Origin of the sequence: Vulcaniibacterium thermophilum, assembly GCF_007923255.1 — a bacterium.
Lineage (GTDB): Bacteria > Pseudomonadota > Gammaproteobacteria > Xanthomonadales > Xanthomonadaceae > Lysobacter_F > Lysobacter_F thermophilum.
This window is the reverse complement of record NZ_VOHJ01000024.1, coordinates 1-17,330: the sequence shown is the minus strand read 5'-3', so window position 1 is coordinate 17,330 and position 17,330 is coordinate 1. Positions and strand designations below refer to the sequence as shown.

11 protein-coding genes and 2 pseudogenes are annotated in these 17,330 nt (G+C 72.3%); 3 read left to right on the top strand and 10 right to left on the bottom strand.

Annotated features, from left to right (window positions below):
- Nucleotides 1-108 precede the first annotated feature (108 nt).
- The 3 genes and pseudogenes from FQY64_RS10355 to FQY64_RS15265 form a co-directional block, all read right to left on the bottom strand.
- On the bottom strand, nucleotides 109-585 hold the full coding sequence (locus FQY64_RS10355) for a chemotaxis protein CheW (protein ID WP_146474216.1): 477 nt from the start codon (nucleotides 583-585) through the stop codon (nucleotides 109-111).
- Entirely contained in the window at nucleotides 582-2,072 is a 1,491-nt protein-coding gene (locus FQY64_RS10350) for a chemotaxis protein CheB (protein ID WP_146474189.1), read from the bottom strand. Before FQY64_RS10350 ends, FQY64_RS10355 begins: the two co-directional genes overlap by 4 nt.
- Nucleotides 2,059-4,395 (bottom strand): annotated as a pseudogene (locus tag FQY64_RS15265) (response regulator); the annotation flags it as partial. The gene FQY64_RS10350 and the pseudogene FQY64_RS15265, both read right to left, overlap by 14 nt.
- Nucleotides 4,396-4,466: 71 nt before the next feature.
- Here FQY64_RS15265 and FQY64_RS15260 point away from each other — a divergent pair.
- Nucleotides 4,467-5,402, top strand: a complete 936-nt coding sequence (locus FQY64_RS15260) for a pentapeptide repeat-containing protein (protein WP_146474214.1) — start codon at nucleotides 4,467-4,469, stop codon at nucleotides 5,400-5,402.
- 208 nt (nucleotides 5,403-5,610) lie between these two features.
- Here the strand turns inward: FQY64_RS15260 and FQY64_RS15255 are convergent.
- The 5 genes and pseudogenes from FQY64_RS15255 to pilG all read right to left on the bottom strand — a co-directional run.
- Nucleotides 5,611-8,538: pseudogene (locus FQY64_RS15255) on the bottom strand (Hpt domain-containing protein); the annotation flags it as partial.
- An 81-nt stretch (nucleotides 8,539-8,619) separates the two neighbouring features.
- On the bottom strand, nucleotides 8,620-10,641 hold the full coding sequence (locus FQY64_RS10325) for a methyl-accepting chemotaxis protein (RefSeq protein WP_146474188.1): 2,022 nt from the start codon (nucleotides 10,639-10,641) through the stop codon (nucleotides 8,620-8,622).
- Nucleotides 10,642-10,666: 25 nt separating this feature from the next.
- Nucleotides 10,667-11,254 (bottom strand): chemotaxis protein CheW, encoded by a 588-nt coding sequence (locus FQY64_RS10320; RefSeq protein WP_146474187.1) that lies wholly within the window; start codon nucleotides 11,252-11,254, stop codon nucleotides 10,667-10,669.
- Between the two features lie 8 nt (nucleotides 11,255-11,262).
- Nucleotides 11,263-11,628 (bottom strand): response regulator, encoded by a 366-nt coding sequence (locus tag FQY64_RS10315; protein WP_146474186.1) that lies wholly within the window; start codon nucleotides 11,626-11,628, stop codon nucleotides 11,263-11,265.
- Nucleotides 11,629-11,647: 19 nt separating this feature from the next.
- On the bottom strand, nucleotides 11,648-12,052 hold the full coding sequence (gene pilG, locus FQY64_RS10310; RefSeq protein WP_146474185.1) for a twitching motility response regulator PilG: 405 nt from the start codon (nucleotides 12,050-12,052) through the stop codon (nucleotides 11,648-11,650).
- Between the two features lie 170 nt (nucleotides 12,053-12,222).
- On the opposite strand from pilG, the gene gshB reads away from it, so the two are divergent.
- A complete protein-coding gene (gene gshB / locus FQY64_RS10305; RefSeq protein WP_146474184.1) occupies nucleotides 12,223-13,182 on the top strand; it encodes a glutathione synthase in 960 nt (319 codons plus the stop codon).
- A gap of 79 nt (nucleotides 13,183-13,261) precedes the next feature.
- Nucleotides 13,262-14,131, top strand: coding sequence for an energy transducer TonB (locus FQY64_RS10300; protein ID WP_146474183.1), 870 nt, complete (start codon nucleotides 13,262-13,264; stop codon nucleotides 14,129-14,131).
- Nucleotides 14,132-14,246: 115 nt separating this feature from the next.
- Here FQY64_RS10300 and tsaB read toward each other — a convergent pair whose 3' ends face one another.
- Nucleotides 14,247-14,942: a tRNA (adenosine(37)-N6)-threonylcarbamoyltransferase complex dimerization subunit type 1 TsaB gene (gene tsaB / locus FQY64_RS10295; protein ID WP_146474182.1), complete on the bottom strand. Its 696-nt coding sequence runs from the start codon at nucleotides 14,940-14,942 to the stop codon at nucleotides 14,247-14,249.
- A gap of 229 nt (nucleotides 14,943-15,171) precedes the next feature.
- Complete coding sequence (gene yoaA, locus FQY64_RS10290) at nucleotides 15,172-17,235, bottom strand: DNA repair helicase YoaA (RefSeq protein ID WP_222431779.1); 2,064 nt, start codon at nucleotides 17,233-17,235, stop codon at nucleotides 15,172-15,174.
- Nucleotides 17,236-17,330 lie beyond the last annotated feature (95 nt).

The following is a 17,330-nucleotide window of genomic DNA, read 5'->3' as shown; positions in this document are numbered from 1 at the left end:
CAAAACGAAGCGCCTGCGGCGATCGGCTCGCGGCCGAAGCCGCTCCTGGCCGGTGCGGCAGCTGCGAAGATTCGGTCCGGGTGCGGAAACCGCGTCGCAGCGCGGCGATCAGGCCGCCTCGGGCGCGCGCAGGGCGGCCTCGATCATGGCCTCGAGCGCCGGCAGATCCGGCACCAGCGCATCGTCGAGATTGAGCTGCACGCGCGAATGCACCGCGAGCGGCAGCTCCTCCTCCTCGCCGTCGGCCAGCAGCGCATCGCGCGAGACCGTGACCAGACGCGGGAAGCCCTGCGTCAGCAGCGCGAAGTACGGAAGCTGCGGCCGCCCGCCGAGCGCCTTCAGCACCACCACCTTGCTGCCGAGGTCGGCGCGCTCCTCGCCCAGACCGGCGAGCTGGGCGAAGGCCACCAGCGGCAGCGGGTAGCCGCGCCAGCGGATCCGGCCGAGCAGCCAGTCCGGCGCGCCTTCGATCGGCTCCGGCGTGGCGTAGGACAGCACTTCGGCCATCGTCGCGTTCGGCAGCAGCAGGCGCGCGCCGCGCAACTGCATGAGCACGCCTCGGATGTCGCTGGGCGTCGGGTTCATGACAGGTCTCCGAAGGTGGCGCGCTGGCGCCAGCGATCCACCAGCCGCGCGGCCAGCTCGGCCGGCGTGCCGGTCTCGCCGCCGCGCGCGATCAGCGCATCGATCGCGGCAGTGTCGAAGCAGCCGTCGAGCGCCTGTCCGTACACCAGCGCACCGGCCGCCTTGGCCGCGAGCGCCGAGTCGACCAGCGCCGGATCGCTGCCGCTGAGCATCAGCAGCGCACTGTCGGCCGCCGGCAGCGCGGCGATCAGATCGCCCGCGTCCGCGGCGAACACGCGGCGGCCGTTGCCCTGCAGCCCCAGTTCCGGCGGCGCGATGTAGACCGTGCCCGGTTCGATCGGCATGCCGGGCTCGGCCAGCTTCACCGGCATGGCGCTGACGCGCTGCATCTGCGCGACCAGCTTGTCGTAGCGGCCGCCGTCCAGGCGCTGGCGCACCAGCACCGGCCGCGGGAAGCCGGCGGGCAACGCGCCGAGCAGTTGGCGCACGGCGTCCGGACCGCCGATGCCCGCGAGCACGACCACCGCGCCGTTGTCCTCGGCCGGCACGTGCTCGTCCACCAGCGACAGCCCGGCGATCCGGCGCTCCAGTTCGGCCAGCTCGACGTTCAGGCGGGTCTGCCGCAGGCCGGTTTCGTCCGCGGCGGCCGCATCGTCCTGGTCCGGTTCGAGCGCCACCGGCGCGATCTCCGACGGCGCATCGAGCGGCGCGTCGAACGTGAGGTCCACGACGGCGGCGTTGTCGGCCGCCAGCGTGCGCGTATCCAGCTCCACGGCGAAATCCTGGCCGGCGAGATCGACCTCCGGCAGGCCGGCGTCGAGATCGAAGCGCACGGGCGCATCGTCGAACTCGGCATACTCGGCGGCCACCGGGTCGAACAGCGGCGCGGCGCCGTCGGCGGCGGCAGTGGTCGCCGCGGCGAAGGCGAACTCGGTCTCGAGCGCGGCTTCGCTGGCTTCCGGCAGCGCCTCCATGCCGAGGCCGTCCACCGGCAGCGCCGCTTCGGCGGCCGGTGCGTCGTGCGCGATGCCGCGCATGCCCTGCGTTACCGGATTCGCGAATCCGGCCGCCGCGTCGAACGCAGCCTCCAGTTCGCCCGCATCCGCGATCGCCTCCGCACCGCCTTCGGGCATCGGCGGCAGCACGTCGCCGTGACCGAACAGCTTGGCGGCCAGATGGCGCTGCCATCGCGCCACGTCCCAGCCTTCGCGGCGCGCGGCCAGGTCCGCCTCCTCGAACAGCACCAGCAACTCCGGGGTGTCGAGCAGGACCTCGAAGCGATCCAGCGCGTTCTCCACCGCGGGTTCGAGCGCGATCACCACCGCGCGTGCGGACGCGTCGCGCAGCGATTCGGGCGCAAGCTCGGCCGGGTCGCCGACCAGCACCACGTTGGCGCCGATCGCATCGAGCGCCTGCCGGATGCGATCGCAGGCGGCGCCCGGCCGTGCCAGCACGGCCACGCGCGGGGCGGTTTCACTCGTGCTCACGCGCCATTCCCAGCAGTTCGAACACGTTGCGCATCAGCTCGGGCTCCTGATACGGCTTGCCGAGGTAGCGGTTGACGCCCAGCTCGAACGCGCGTTGACGGTGCTTCTCGCCGGTACGCGAGGTGATCATGATGATCGGCACGTCGCGCAGGCGCGAATCGTTGCGCATCGTGCCGGCCAGCTCGTAGCCGTCCATCCGCGGCATCTCGATGTCCAGCAGCATCAGGTCGGGCACGCGCTCGGCCATGCGCTCCAGCGCGTCGATGCCGTCCTTCGCGGTCATCACCTCGAAGTTGTGGCGCTCCAGCACGCGGCCGGTGACCTTGCGCATCGTCACCGAGTCGTCCACCACCATCACCAGCGGCACGCGGCGCTGCTCCACCGCCGGCGCCGGCGCGACCGGCTCGGCGCGCGGCAGCAGCGCGTGGCGGCGCACCAGCGGCGCGACGTCGAGGATCACCACCACGCGGCCGTCGCCCATGATGGTGGCGCCGAAGATGCCGGGGATCGAGGCGATCTGCGGGCCCACCGGCTTGACCACGATCTCGCGGTTGCCGACCACCTGGTCGATGCACACCGCCGCGCGCAGATCGCCCGAGCGGATCAGCAGCAGCGGCATCTGCAACTGGCCTTCGGCCTTGGCCGGCGCGTGGCCGATCAGCACGCCGAGGTCGTGGATCGGGTAGTCCTCGTCGCCGTAGCGGTAGGTGGCGTCGGGCTGTTCGAGGCGGTCGCGCGGCACGCGGCCGACGCCGCGCACCGAGGCGATCGGTACCGCGAAGGTGGTCTCGCCGATGCGCACGAACACCGCCTGCGTCACCGCCAGCGTCTGCGGCAGGCGCAGCGTGAAGGTGGTGCCCTGGCCGGGGGTGGAATGGATTTCGACCGTGCCGCCGAGCTGGCGCACCTCGGCCGCGACCACGTCCATGCCCACGCCGCGGCCGGCCAGCCGGCTGACCGTTTCGGCCGTGGAGAAGCCCGGCTCGAAGATCAGCGAATCCAGATCGACGTTGCTGAGGATCGCGCCCGGACGGATCAGGCCGCGCTCCTCGCCGCGACGGCGGATCGCCTCGCGGTTGAGCCCGGCGCCGTCGTCGCCGATCTCCAGCACGATTTCCGAACCCTCGCGGCGCAGCGCGATGCGGACCGTGCCCTCCTCCGGCTTGCCGGCGGCGCGGCGCAGCTCCGGCGTCTCCAGGCCGTGCGCGACCGCGTTGCGCAGCATGTGCTCCAGCGGCGCGGTCATGCGCTCCAGCACGTTGCGGTCGAGCTCGCCCTGCGCGCCTTCGAGCTTGAGCTGCACCTGCTTGCCGAGCTCGCCGGCGGCCTGACGCAGCACGCGGCGCAGGCGCGGCAGCAGGATCTCGAACGGCACCATGCGCGTGCGCATGAGGCCTTCCTGCAGCTCGGAGCTGACGCGCGACTGCTGCAGCAGCAGGGTTTCGTACTGGCGGGTGAGATCGTCGAGCGTGGCCTGCAGGCTGGCCTGGTCGGCGGCCGACTCGGCCAGCGCGCGCGAGAGCTGCTGCAGGGTGGAGAAGCGGTCCAGCTCCAGCGGGTCGAACACCTCGTCGCCGAGATCGTTCTGGCGCTGGTAGCGCGCCATGATCTGCGCTTCGGTCTCGATTTCCAGACGGCGCAACTGGTCGCGCAGACGGGTGTTGGTCTGCGCCATTTCGGCGATCGCGGCGCGGAATGCGCCGAGCTGCTGCTCGAGGCGGGCGCGGTAGATCGCCACCTCGCCGGCGTAGTTGACCAGACGGTCGAGCAGGTCGGCGCGCACGCGCACCATCTCCTGCGGCGCGCGGGTGGCGGCGTCGTCCTCCTCGGCCGCCGGTCCTTCGCCGATCGGCGCGGACAGCGGCTTGAGCGGCACCACCTTGGTCGGCGCCGGCTGCGGCGCGGGCGCGTCGGCCGGCGCTTCGGCCGAGGTCGCCGCCTCGGCCGGAGCCGCGGGCAGCGGCAGCGGCTTGCCGCTGGCGCGGGCGTCGAACAACGCGATCAGGTTCGACGGCATCGCCAGCGCGCGGCGCTCGGCGACGCGGCCGACCATCGCATGCAGGCGGTCGAAGCCGCGCTCCAGCAGGGCCACGCCGTCGCGGCCGAGTTCGGTGCGCTGTTCGGCCACCGCCTCCAGCAGCGTCTCCATCGCGTGACCGAGCTCGCCCACCGCCATGATGCCGGCCATGCGGGCGCCGCCCTTGAGCGTGTGCAGGTCGCGCTGCAGCGCGACCAGCGGCTCGCGGTCGCCGGGGGCCTCGCGCAGTTGCGCGATCAGACCGTCGGCGTGGTCGAGGATGTCGCGGCCTTCCTCGATGAAGATCTCCAGCAGATCCGCATCGAGATCGCTCATGTCGAGCGGCTGGTCGGGGTCGGGCGGATCGCCGGCGTCGGATGCGGCGATGCCGGTTTCCGCCGCTGCCGCCGGCGTTGCGGCCGTCGACGCGGCGTCTTCCGTCACGGGCGCAAGGCCCTGCTCGACAGCCGCCTGCGCGCGCGCCAGCGCCTCGCGGGCAAGCCGCTCGGCTTCGTACTCGGCTTCGAGGCGGGCGTACTCGGCCTCGTCCGCGAGCCGCTCGGCCTCGGCCTCGGCGGCTTCGCGGGCCAGGCGTTCGGCTTCCAGACGCTCCGCTTCCAGACGCTCGGCTTCGAGACGCTCGGCTTCCAGACGCTCCGCTTCGAGGCGTTCGGCTTCCAGACGCTCCGCTTCCAGACGCTCGGCTTCGCGACGCTCGGCTTCGAGACGTTCGGCTTCGAGACGTTCGGCTTCGAGACGTTCGGCTTCCAGACGCTCCGCTTCGAGGCGTTCGGCTTCGAGGCGTTCGGCTTCGAGACGCTCGGCTTCGAGGCGTTCGGCTTCGAGGCGTTCGGCTTCGAGGCGTTCGGCTTCGAGGCGTTCGGCTTCGAGGCGTTCGGCTTCGAGACGTTCGGCTTCCAGACGCTCCGCTTCGAGACGCTCGGCTTCGAGGCGTTCGGCTTCGAGGCGTTCGGCTTCGAGGCGTTCGGCTTCGAGGCGTTCGGCTTCGAGGCGTTCGGCTTCGAGGCGTTCGGCTTCGAGGCGCTCGGCTTCGCGGCGCTCGGCTTCGCGGCGCTCGGCTTCGAGACGCTCGGCTTCGCGGCGCTCGGCTTCGAGACGCTCGGCTTCGCGGCGCTCGGCTTCGCGGCGCTCGGCTTCGCGACGTTCGGCTTCGAGACGCTCGGCCTCCACCAGCGCCAGGTTGGCGGGCACGGCCGGCGGCACGACGACGTCGCCGGCCTCCGCCGACGCCTCGTCGAAGCCGGCGCCCTCCGCCTCGACGGCCACCTGGACGATCGAATCGCCGGCGCTGACCGCGCGCGGGGCGCCGATCGTCAGTTCCGGCGCGAACGCGGTGAGATCCAGCGGCGAGATTTCCTCGACCTCCGGTGCCGGCGCCTCGTCCGGCTCGACCAGCATCGGCGAGCGCGCTTCCGGCAGGCTGTCGCGCAGCGCGGCGATGCGCTCGGCCAGCCCCTCGAAGCGCGGCACGCGCGGCATCGGCGACTGCAGCGCCTCCAGCGTGCGGCGGACCGCGGCGGCCACCGCCGTCATCGCCGACACGCCCTCCGCGTCGGCCGCCTGCCCGGCGGCGAGCAGCCGCTTGACGTAGGTTTCGGCCGGACCGGTGATGTCGGTGATGACCGGCACTTCGGTCATCGCGAACGCGCCGTTCAACGTGTGGATGGCGCGCCGCAGCGGCTCGGTGGCCGGATGCCCGTCGGCGCTGCCTTCGGCGTCGGCCAGCCATTGTTCGATGGTGGCCAGATGGCCGTTGGCCTCGGCGCTGAGGATCTCCAGCAGCACCGAGTCGACTGCGGCCGGCACGCCCCAGTCGTCGTCGGCGAGGGCTTCCGCTTCGCTCCACTCGGATGCGGCTTCCGGCAATCCGGCCGTCTCGGCCTCGGCTTCGGCCGCGACCAGGGCCTCGACCTCCGCCGCCAGTTCTTCGAGACCGATGTCGGCCTCCGCCTCGTCGCGCTCGAGCGGCGCGGGCACGGCGGCCTGCGGTTCCGGCTCCGGTTCGGCCACCGGCGGCGGCGCCGGCGGCGTGTAGAGGATCTCCTCGCCCGTCGCCAGACGCTCGGCGCAGGCCTCCAGGCCGGCGAGATCGGCGCGCACGGGCGCCCCGCTGCGCAGCGCCTCGCGCAACTGCGGCAGGGTGTCGTAGGCGTGACCGACCATCGCGATGACCGCCGGCGAGGCCGGACGGCTGCCGTCGAGCACGCGGTTGAGCAGGCTCTCGATCTTCCAGCTGAACTCGCCGAGCGTCTTGGCGCCGACCAGCCGGCCGCTGCCCTTCAGGGTGTGGAAGACGCGGCGGATCGGGCGCAGGCGCTCGACGTCGTCCGGATTCTCGTGCCACGCCGGCAGCAGTTCGGAAAGGTTGCGGACCTCCTCGTCGAGTTCCTCGAGGAACACCTCGCGGATCTCGTCGTCGATGTCGTCGCTGTGCTCGAAGCCGCCGAGCGCGGGGACGCCGGCCGCCACCGGCGCGGGCGCAGGCGCCGTGGGCGCGGGCGCAGGCGATGCCCCGGCGGGCGGCGCCTCGACGGTGGGCGATGCGGCCGCGGCCTCGCTGTTGGCGGCCTCCACCGGGGCCTTCGGCACCAGCGGCGGCGTCGGGCCGACCAGCGCGGAACGGTCGAAACTGACCGGCGTATGGCGGTCGAGCTGGAGCGCCTGCGCGATCTCGTCCTCGATGAGCGGCGCGCCCACCGGCGGAAGCGGCGCCTCCTCGACCGGCAGCGGCCAGTAGCCGAGCGCCTCCAGGCTTTGGCGGGCGATGTCGAGGATGTTGTCGCGGTTCGGGCGACGATCGCGCAGCGCCTCGAGGTAGTACTCCAGGCTCGCCAGCGCGTCGGCCAGGGTGTCGAGCTGCTGCCCGCTCGGCACGCGCCTGCGCGCGATCAGCTCGCGCTCGGCGTAGCGCTTCACGCCGACCAGCAGGTCGGCCGGGCCCGGCAGATCGAGGATGCGCAGCGCACCGCCCACCTCGTCCAGCAGGCGCGGCACCTCGGCGAGCTCGCTGTGGTCCCAGTTGGTCTCGACGAACGCCACGAACGCCTGGCGCGCGTCGGAGAAGTTGGCGATCGCCTCGCGCACGACGACGTCGAGCACCTTGCGCGATTCGCTGGCGAGCAGGTCGTCCTGCGCGGCGCCGGCGGCGTCGCCGTCGCCCAGGCGCGCGACCTGATCGTCGAGCGCGGCGTCGACGAACAGCAGCGCGCCGGCCACGTCGAGCAGCGCGCTCTCGTCGGCCAGCCGGCGGCCGGCGACGATCTCGCGCATCGCGTCGCGCTGCTGCAGCACCACCGAAGCGGCCTGGCCCAGGCCCATCATGCTCAGCGTGTCGGCGACGCGCGCGAGCACCTCGACCTGCGGCTGCAGTTCGGCGACCTGGCCGCTGCCGGTGCGCAGGTGCAGATCGAGCGCGTCCTTCACCCGCAGCAGGTCCTCCTTGATCGCGGCCGAGACGGTGTCCAGCAGCGCGCGGTTGCGTCCGCTGAGGCTGCCGCGCGCGTGTTCGAGTTCGCGCTCGCTCGGCAGGTGGGCGGCCAGATCGAAGGTCTCGCGCAGGGCGTCGAGCGACGGGTGCGAGACCGCCGTGTGCGCGACGTGGTACAGCAACTGGCGGGTCGGCTCGGCGGTGGGCTCGCCGAGCGGTACGCCGAAATGGTCTTCGGACAGCAGGTTGCGCGCTTCGCGCTCGACGCCGCCGAACGCCTGCCGCAGGCCGCGGCTGGGCGGCATCACGCCGTCGCGCAGCGCGGCGGCCACCGAGGCGGCCACCCACAGCATGCGGCGCAGCGGTTCCAGTTCGACCTCGGCCAGCAGCGCGTCGAGGGCGGTCGCGAGCCTTGCCGCATCGCCCGGCGCGCCGTCCTCCGGCCAGGCCGCGAGCGCCTCACGCAGGGCGGCCAGCCGGGCCTGATTGGCATTGCGCGCGGGCGCCGACCCCACCGCCGCCGCGGACTGCAGCGCCGGCACGTAGTCGGGCAAGGGTCGGTCGAGATCGGGCGAGAACAGCACGCTTTCCGACAGCCCCGCCTCGCCGCGGCTGGCGCGCAGCTCGTTGAGCAGCGGCAGCAGCACGATCGGAATGTCGCGGTGGCCGCTCTGCAGCCGCTCGAGGTAGTCGGGCAGCAGCACCGCGCCGCGCATGAGCGACGCGCACGCTTCCTCGCGATCGTCGATCTCGCCGCGGTGCAGCGCCAGCGCCAGGCGCTCCATCTCCTCCGCCACCAGCGCCGGCGCATAGAGCTCGACCATGCGCAGCGTGCCGTGCACCTGGTGCATGTGCCCGGCGCAGGTGCGCATGTGACCGGCATCGCCGTCGTCGACGAACGCCTCGATCTCCTCGCGCGCGCGGCGCAGGGTTTCGTCGAGCTCGGGCTTGATCCAGCCGAGCGTGGTGGTGTCGATCGCTTCGCGGAGGGCGCTGCTCATCGCAGACCTCCCTCTCGGGCCCGACACTGGCCGGCATGAGCCGCGATCGCTTGCATGGGAACTCGTTTCCTAGGTCGTGCGTCAGGCCGGCAGCTTGAAGTCCGCGACCGAACGGCGCAGATCGGCCGCGAGCTGCGCGAGGTTTCCAATCGACGCGGCGGTCTGATTGGCGCCCTGCGAGGTCTGCGAGGTGATCTGCTGAATGGTGTTCATCGTGTGGGTGATGTTCGACGCCGCGGTCGACTGCTGCTGGGCGGCGGCGGAGATGTTCTGAATCAGGTTCGACAGTTCCGACGACACCTTTTCGATCTCGCCCAGCGCGGTACCGGCGTCCTCGGCCAGGCGCGCACCGGCCACCACCTCGGCGGTGGTCTGCTCCATCGAGCTGACCGCTTCGTTGGTGTCGGCCTGAATCGTCTGCACCAGCGTCTCGATTCGCTTGGTCGCGTTCGACGCGCGCTCGGCGAGTCGCTGCACCTCGTCCGCGACGACCGCGAAGCCGCGGCCCGCCTCGCCCGCCGAGGCCGCCTGGATGGCGGCGTTCAGCGCGAGGATGTTCGTCTGCTCCGAGATGTCGTTGATGAGTTCGACGATCGAGCCGATTTCCTGCGAGCTTTCGCCCAGGCGCTTGATGCGCTTCGAGGTTTCCTGGATCTGGTCGCGGATCGAGTCCATGCCCGCGATCGTCTGGCGCACCACGCCCGCGCCCTGGGTCGCGATCTGCGCCGAGCGGCGCGCCACTTCCGCGGATTCGGCGGTGTTGCGCGAAACCTCGTTAATGCTGGCCGCGATCTCGTTGATACGCGCGGTGGCGGTGTTGATCTCGCGCGCCTGGTGCTCGGCCGCCTCGGCCAGGTGCATCGCGGTGGCCTGCGTTTCCTGCGCGCTGGCGGCGACCTGCACCGAGGTGTCGGTGATCGTCTGCACCAGGCTGCGGAGCTGCTCGACGGCGAAGTTGATCGAGTCGGCGATCGCGCCGGTCATGTCCTCGGTGACCGTCGCCTTCACCGTCAGGTCGCCTTCCGCGAGCGAACCCATCTCGTCCAGCAGGCGCATGATCGCCTCCTGGTTGCGGTCGTTCAGCTCCTTGGTGGCCTGGTAGCGCAGTTGCTGCTGCCGGTTCAGGGCGTACAGCAGGCCGGCGATGGCCAGCAGCGCGATCGCGCCGGAGAAGATCGAGATCCAGATGTTGCCGAAGATGGAGGTGTCCTTCAGCGAGCCGAACGCGGTCAGCGCCTGGAACAGCTTGCGGCTGTCGTCGAGCAGGGTGTTGGCGCCGGTGGCGATCGCGGCGGCCGACGACTGCGCGCGGAACAGGTTCTGCGAGCTGCCGAGGATGGCATCGAGGTCCTTCTTCATGTCGCCCCACAGCGCCTCGGCCTGACCGAGCGCGGCGAGCGCGCCGCCGTTGCCGAGCGGGGTGACGCCGAGCGTGGCGTCGCCCTTGCGCAGGCCGGTGAGGACGTTGCCGAACACCGCGGCGTCGCGCGCCAGCGCGTCGCCGGCCATCTGCGCGCCGGCGCCGCCGGCGCGGATCTCGGTGATGCGGCGCGCCATCGTGCCCGACAGCACGACCTGGCGCAGGGCGATGTAGACCTGCGAGGACGGCGAGCCGGACGCCGACATCGCGCGCACCAGCTCGTCCAGACGCGCCTGCAGCTGCGGCACCTTGCTGTTGAAGCGGTCGGCGTTGCCGGCCAGCGCCAGCACCGCCGCCTCGGACGCGATCAACTGGTCGGCGCTGCGCGCCAGCGGCGTCCAGGTGTTCACCACCTGCTGCACCTCGCCGGTCACGCCGGGGGTGTTGCCGAAGTCGGTCCGCAGACGCTCGACGTTCTCGTCGATGCGCGCCTTGGTTTCCTTGAAGCCGGCGTAGGCCTGGGCGCTACCGGCGACCGCGTCGCGACCCTGGTTGGCGAGCTGCTGCGACAGCACGCGCAGGTCCGAAGCCGCGGTGCTGGCGCCGCCGAGCTGGCGTGCCTTCCACGTCGCGTAGCCGGTGTTGAGACCGAACACCAGCACCGCGATGCCGAGAATGGTCAACCAGGCGTTGACCCCCAGATTGCGGCCCTTGCCGGCGACGGTGTCCATCACAGTGCTCATGGTTCAACCTCGATGCGTGCGGCTCTCACGCCGCGGCTTGTCGGAATTCGGGAGTGCGGGCGAGACGGTCGAGGCTGAAAACGCCCCAGACCTGGTCGCCGGTGCGATAGGCCTGCTCGACGAAGTGCGCGTAGCGCCCCTCGGCGAGGCCTTCCGGTTCGATGCGGTGCGCGTCGTTGAAGGTGCGCTGGCCGAACAGTTCCTCGATCAGCACGCAGACGTCGCCGCCGGGCTGGCGCACCAGCAGCACGCGCTGGCTTTCGTGGATCACGGTGCGCTCGCCCTCGAGGAACTGCTTGAGGTCGACGATCGGCAGCAGGTTGCCGCGCACGTTGGCCACGCCGAGCATCCACGGCTGCGCCCCCGGAACCGGGGTGATCGGGGGCAGCGGCAGGATCTCGCGGACCTCGCCGTAGGCGGACACCAGGCGACGGCCGCCGATGCGGTAGCCGACGCCGCGCCACAGGCCGGGCGCGTCGAGCTGCTCGGGCAGGCCGGCGATGTGATGCAGGCTGCGCTGCTCGTACTCCAGCAGCACCTCGAACGGCGCAAGACCCGCCAGCTCCGGGGTGACCGTCCGGCTGCGTTCGGGAAGGGTGGCGACCCCGTCCATGACGGCGCTCAAGCGGCGAGCAGCGCGTTGATGCGGGCGATCAGATCGTCCTCGCGCGGCGGCTTGACGATGTAGTCCTTGGCGCCCTGGCGCATGCCCCAGGCCTTGTCCGTCTCCATGCCCTTGGTGCTGACGATCAGCACCGGGATGCCCTGCGTCTCGGCATCGCGCGAGAGCGCGCGGGTGGCCTGGAAGCCGTTCATGCCCGGCAGGACGACATCCATCAGCACGAGGTCGGGCCGTTCGCGCTTGCAGACCTCGATGCCGTCCTCGGCGCTGGCGGTGGCGATGACCTGGTGGCCGTTGCGCTCGAGCAGTTGGGTCAGGACCGCCGTGTCGGTCGGCGAGTCCTCGATCAGAAGGATGCGTGCCATTGGATGCCCTACCCCCCGGTCAGGCGTGGTTGACGTACTTGCGGATCGCGTCGAGGAGTTCCTCGCGCGTGAACGGCTTGGTCAGGTACTGCTCGGAGCCGACGATGCGGCCGCGGGCCTTGTCGAACAAACCGTCCTTCGAGGACAGCATGATCACCGGCGTGCTCTTGAACATCTGGTTGTTCTTGATCAGCGCGCAGGTCTGATACCCGTCGAGCCGGGGCATCATGATGTCGACGAAGATGATGTCGGGATGCGTGTCGGCGATCTTCGCCAGCGCCTCGAAGCCGTCGGTCGCGGTGACGACTTCGCAGCCTTCGCGTTTCAACAGCGTTTCGGCGGTGCGTCGGATGGTCTTGGAGTCATCGATCACCATGACCTTCAGACCGTCCAGTCGCCCGCTGTTCGGGACTTCTTCGAGCATTCGTGGCTTCCCCTGGGCGAGCACCGCGCATCCCCACCGTGCCTCGCGAGATGCCTTTATTTCAAGCCGCGCGGATGGTGTCAAGTCAAACGCTTGCGCCGGAAACTGAACGCCCGCGTGAAGATTCCGGCGCGCTGTTACCATGCCGCGACTGTTGTTCAGGACCGCACATGACCGCCCGCTCTTTCGACATCGTGGTGGTGATGGACCCGATCGGGTCGATCAAGATCGCCAAGGATTCGACGTTCGCCATGCTGCTGGAGGCGCAGCGCCGCGGTCACCGTCTGCTGTACGTCCGCCCCGGGGGGCTTGGCCTGCGCGACGGGCAGGCGGTCGCCAAGGTGGCGCCGCTGACGGTGCGCGACGACCCGGAAGGCTGGTTCGCGCTGGGCGCCTGGTCCTGGGTCGAGCTGGGCGCGGGACAGGCGGTGCTGATGCGCAAGGACCCGCCGGTCGACGCCGAATACCTGCACGACGCCCAGATCCTGACGGTGGCCCAGCAGAACGGCGCGCTGGTGGTGAACGACCCGCAGGGCCTGCGCGACTACAACGAGAAGCTGGCCGCGCTGCTGTTCCCGCACTGCTGTCCGCCGACCCGGGTCAGCCGCGAGGCGGAGGTGCTGAAGGCGTTCGTCAGGGAACACGGCGAGGCGGTGCTGAAACCGCTGGACGGCATGGGCGGCCACTCGATCTTCCGCACACGCGCCGACGATCCCAACCTCAACGTGATCCTCGAGACGCTGACCCGCCACGGCCGCGGGCTGGCGCTGGCGCAGCGCTATCTGCCGGAGATCCGCGACGGCGACAAGCGCATCCTGCTGGTCGACGGCGAGCCGGTCGACTACTGTCTGGCGCGCATCCCGCAGGGCGACGAGTTCCGCGGCAACCTGGCCGCCGGCGGCCGCGGCGAGGGCCGGCCGCTGTCCGAGCGCGACCGCTGGATCGCCGCGCAGGTCGGACCGGAAATGAAAAGGCGCGGGATGCTGTTCGTCGGCCTGGACGTGATCGGCGATTACCTCACCGAGGTCAATGTCACCAGCCCGACCTGCATCCGCGAGCTGGACGCGCAGTTCGGGCTCAACATCGCCGGGCGGCTGTTCGACGCGATCGAGGCGCGGATGGCGGCGTGACGGCGGTCGCGCGACAGTCCGAACGGATGAACGGCGGCGGCGCGACCGGCGGCCGCGGCCGGCTACGCTGAGGCGCGCCATGGCCAGCGTCCCCGCCCCCGCGATCAGCGAGAACCAGCGCCTGTCGGCGACCTTCGTGCTGTCGCTGCTGGTGCACGCGCTGGTGATCCTCGGCATCGGCTTCGCGGTGCAGGACGCCGCGCCGATGATGCCGACGCTGGACGTGATCCTGACCGAGACGCAGACGCCGCTGACGCCGAAGCAGGCGGATTTCCTCGCCCAGGCCAACAACCAGGGCGGCGGCGAGGACGAGCGCAGTTCGCGGCCGCGCGAGGCGCTGTCCGGCCCGCTGCCGCAGGCCGAGGGCGGGGCCGCGCCGAAGCCGCTGCGCGCGCAGTCGCCGGCGCCGCAGCCGGCGCCGCAGGAGCGGGTGGTGCGGAGCGTGCGCGGCGAGCAGGCGCTGGCGCGGCCGCAGGCGCCGACCGATCCGGGCCTGCGCCCGTTGCCGGCCGGGCCGGAGAAGGTCGAGCGCGACATGGAGATGGCGCGCCTGGCGGCCGAGATCCACATGCAGTCGCAGCGCTATGCCAAGCGGCCGAAGCGCAAGTTCGTGTCGGCCAGCACCACCGAGTACGCGTGGGCGGCCTACCTGCGGCAATGGGTCGACCGGGTCGAGCGGGTCGGCAACCTCAACTATCCGGACGAGGCGCGCCGCCGCCGGCTGGCCGGCCGGGTGGTGATCACGGTGGCGATCCGCCGCGACGGCAGCGTCGAGCGCGCGGACATCGTGCGCGGCAGCGGCACCCCGCTGCTGGACGCCTCGGCGCTGCGCATCGCCCGCCTCGCCGAGCCCTACCCGCCGCTGCCGAAGACCGAGGAAGACCCGGACATCCTGCATGTCACCCGGACGTGGCTGTTCCTGCCCGAGGGGGCGATGCTGGACGACTGAGCGGGGTCCGGGACTCGGGAACGGGGAACGGGGAACGGGGAACGGGGAACGGGGAACGGGGAGCGGGGAGCGGGGAACGGGAACGGAGGACGGGCGGACGCGCCCCGCGCGTGCGTCATTCCCTGCCCGCGCGCAGGGCCTGCTGCTGTTCCAGGGTCAAGGCGACGTTGTCGCGCAGGTAAGCCGGTTCGACCCGCTCGGGCGGCAGCGCGTGGCCCTGCGCGAACGCATCGGCGGCGAGCATGGCGACATCGGCCGCGTGCGGCAGGGCGCGCGGGTCGACGCTGAGGAGGCGATCGCGCAGGCGCTGCTGCAGGGCGCCTTCGGCGGCGTCGAAGCCGGTGCCGACGCCGGCCCAGTTCGGCCCCTCCGGCACCGCCACCGCCTGCGGCGCGCCCACGGTCTCGGCGGTCAACGCGTGCAGGCGACCGCCGTGGCGCTCGAACGCTCCCGCGTAGACCTCGCCCATGCGCGCATCGATCGCCGCCAGCACGTGGCGCGCGTGCGAACGGCAGGCGAGCGCGGCGAGCGTGGAGACCGGCACCACCGGCCGGTCGAGCGCGAGCGCGATGCCCTGCGCCAGCGCGATCGCCAGCCGCACCCCGGTGAACGCGCCCGGCCCGCGGCCGACCGCGATCGCGTCGAGCTGGCGGCGGGCGAGCCCTGCCTCGGCGAGCAGTTCGTCCGCCCACGGCAGTGCGAGCTCGGCATGCCGCCGCGGCGCGATCTCGAAGCGCTCGCGCACCTCGCCGTCGATCCAGAGGGCGACCGAGCAGGCTTCGGTGGCGGTTTCGAAGGCGAGCAGGTGCATGGGCGGCGGGATTCGGGAACGGCGATTCGGGATGGGGTCTGCGCGCCCGCGGCGCGCCCCTCACCCCGGCCCTCTCCCCCGCTGAGGGAGAGGGGATGAGCGCGAGGGCGGGACAGGATGCCGCAAACGGGCGGGCATGGCTTTGCGTGGAGGGTCCGGACGGGGGCACCCGCGTGTCGCGCCTGCGCGCGAACGACGAGAACAGGCATCCGACGATGCGCGGTGCTCCCTACTCCCCTGTCCCGAAGAACCGCGCCACCTCCCCCACATCCCGTGTGCGCGGCATCGGCGGCAGCGAGTCGAGGAAGACGCGGCCGTAGCTTTTGGTGAGCAGGCGCGGGTCGCACAGGACCAGCACGCCGCGGTCGGTTTCGGTGCGGATCAGGCGGCCGGCGCCCTGCTTGAGGGCGATGACGGCCTGCGGCAGTTGCTCGTCGCGGAACGGCTGCCCACCGGCGCGGCGGATGGCCTCCAGGCGCGCTTCGAACACCGGATCGTCGGGCGCGGCGAACGGCAGCTTGTCGATCACCACCACGCTGAGCGCCTCGCCGGCCACGTCCACGCCTTCGCGGAAGCTGGCGGTGCCGAGCAGCACGCCGTTGCCGGATTCGCGGAAGCGCTGCAGCAGCGCGCCGCGCGGGGCCTCGCCCTGCACGAACAGCGGCCACGGACCGGCGCGCAGCGCCTCGGCCGCCTCGCGCAGGGCGCGGTGCGAGGCGAACAGCAGGAACGCGCGGCCGCCGGAGGCTTCCAGCACCGGGCGCACGGCGTCGATCACCGCCCGCGTGTACTCGCGCACCGCCGGATCCGGCAGGCGCGGCGGCAGGTAGCACAGCGCCTGCCGCGCCCAGTCGAACGGGCTCGGCGCCAGCAGCGTGCGCGGTTCGACCAGACCGAGCTTGGCGGCGAAATGGTCGAAGCGGCCTTCGACCGCGAGCGTCGCCGAGGTGAACACCCAGGCCGCGCGCGAGGCTTCGCGGTGGCGGGCGAGCGGGCCGGACACGTCGAGCGGTGTGCGGCTCAGGCGGAAGCCGCGCGGCGACAGTTCGTACCAGGCCACCGGCGCACCGCCGGCGCGTGCGCGCGCCGGGCCGGTGGCGGCTTCCGCGGCGGCATGATCGGAGGCGGCGGCGGGCACGGCAGGGCTCGGCGGCGCTTCGGCCTCCTGCGCCTCGCTCGCGCCATCCGCGGGCACGACCGCCTCGCGCGGCCGCCCGACCCAGCGCGCCAGCCGCGCACGGAACTCGCGCGAGCGCGCATGGGCGCTCTCGAACCCGGGCGCGCTTTCGCGCAGCGCTTCGAGCGCGGCGGTCATCTCCTCGAGCGCGCGATCGAGCGCCTCCAGCGCCTCGCTCACCTCCACCACCGCCAGCGCGCGCTGCCGCGTGGCGCGCACGGGCAGCGGTTCCATCGCCGCGCGCAGCGTGCGGGTGGCGGCCTCGAGCGCGCGCGCCGGTCCCTGCACGACGGCCAGGGCGCCGGTGGTCTCCTTGCACTCGGCGATGGCGTCGCGCGCCAGTTCGACCAGCGGCCGCGCCGACAGCGATTCGCCGAAGAACTGCGCCGCCAGCTCCGGAAGCTGGTGCGCCTCGTCGACCACGAACGCCTGCGCGCCGGGCAGGATTTCGCCGAAGCCCTCCTGCTTGAGCGCCAGGTCGGCGAGCAGCAGGTGATGGTTGACCACCACCAGGTCCGCCGCCTGCGCGCGCTGGCGCGCCTGCACCACGAAGCAGTCCTGCCAGAACGGACATTCGCCGCCGAGGCAGTTCTCGGCGGTGCTGGTGACCATCGGCAGCAGCGGCGAGTCGTCCGGCAGCGCCTCGATCTCGGCCAGGTCCCCCAGCCGGGTGCGGCCGGACCAGGCGACGATGCGCTGGAACAGGGCGATCTGCTCGCGGCTGGTGAAGCGCGGCTCGCCCTTCGCCTTCTCCAGCCGGTAGCGGCACAGGTAGTTGGCGCGGCCCTTCAGCAGCGCGGTCCTGATCCCGCGGCCGAGCGCGTCGCGCACGCGCGGCAGGTCGCGGTGGTAGAGCTGGTCCTGCAATGCGCGGGTGCCGGTGGAGACGATGGTCTTCAGGCCCGACAGGATCGCCGGCACGAGGTAGGCGAACGTCTTGCCGGTGCCGGTGCCGGCCTCGGCGACGAGGGCGTCGCGGCGTTCGATGCTCTCGGCGATCGCGGCGGCGAGGTCCTGCTGCGCGGCGCGCGGGGCGAACGCCGGAATCGCGCGCGCGAGGTCGCCGCCTTCGGACAGCGCGGCGCGCGCCGCGGCGGCCAGCGAGTAGGCGTCCACCGGCACGTCAGTAGCGCGGCGGCGGCGCGACCGTGCAGGCGTCGCGGCGGCGGCGGGCGTCGGCGATCGCCGCCTCCAGCGCCGCGCGCTCCGCC

Bases quoted from the DNA above. Each gene is read 5' to 3' on its own strand.
- pilG (WP_146474185.1), bottom strand. From the start codon at position 12,052: ATGCTCGAAGAAGTCCCGAACAGCGGGCGACTGGACGGTCTGAAGGTC.
- FQY64_RS10315 (WP_146474186.1), bottom strand. From the start codon at position 11,628: ATGGCACGCATCCTTCTGATCGAGGACTCGCCGACCGACACGGCGGTC.
- FQY64_RS10325 (WP_146474188.1), bottom strand. From the start codon at position 10,641: ATGAGCACTGTGATGGACACCGTCGCCGGCAAGGGCCGCAATCTGGGG.
- FQY64_RS10320 (WP_146474187.1), bottom strand. From the start codon at position 11,254: ATGGACGGGGTCGCCACCCTTCCCGAACGCAGCCGGACGGTCACCCCG.
- tsaB (WP_146474182.1), bottom strand. From the start codon at position 14,942: ATGCACCTGCTCGCCTTCGAAACCGCCACCGAAGCCTGCTCGGTCGCC.
- FQY64_RS15260 (WP_146474214.1), top strand. From the start codon at position 4,467: ATGCGGCGATGCCGGTTTCCGCCGCTGCCGCCGGCGTTGCGGCCGTCG.
- FQY64_RS10300 (WP_146474183.1), top strand. From the start codon at position 13,262: ATGGCCAGCGTCCCCGCCCCCGCGATCAGCGAGAACCAGCGCCTGTCG.
- FQY64_RS10355 (WP_146474216.1), bottom strand. From the start codon at position 585: ATGAACCCGACGCCCAGCGACATCCGAGGCGTGCTCATGCAGTTGCGC.
- gshB (WP_146474184.1), top strand. From the start codon at position 12,223: ATGACCGCCCGCTCTTTCGACATCGTGGTGGTGATGGACCCGATCGGG.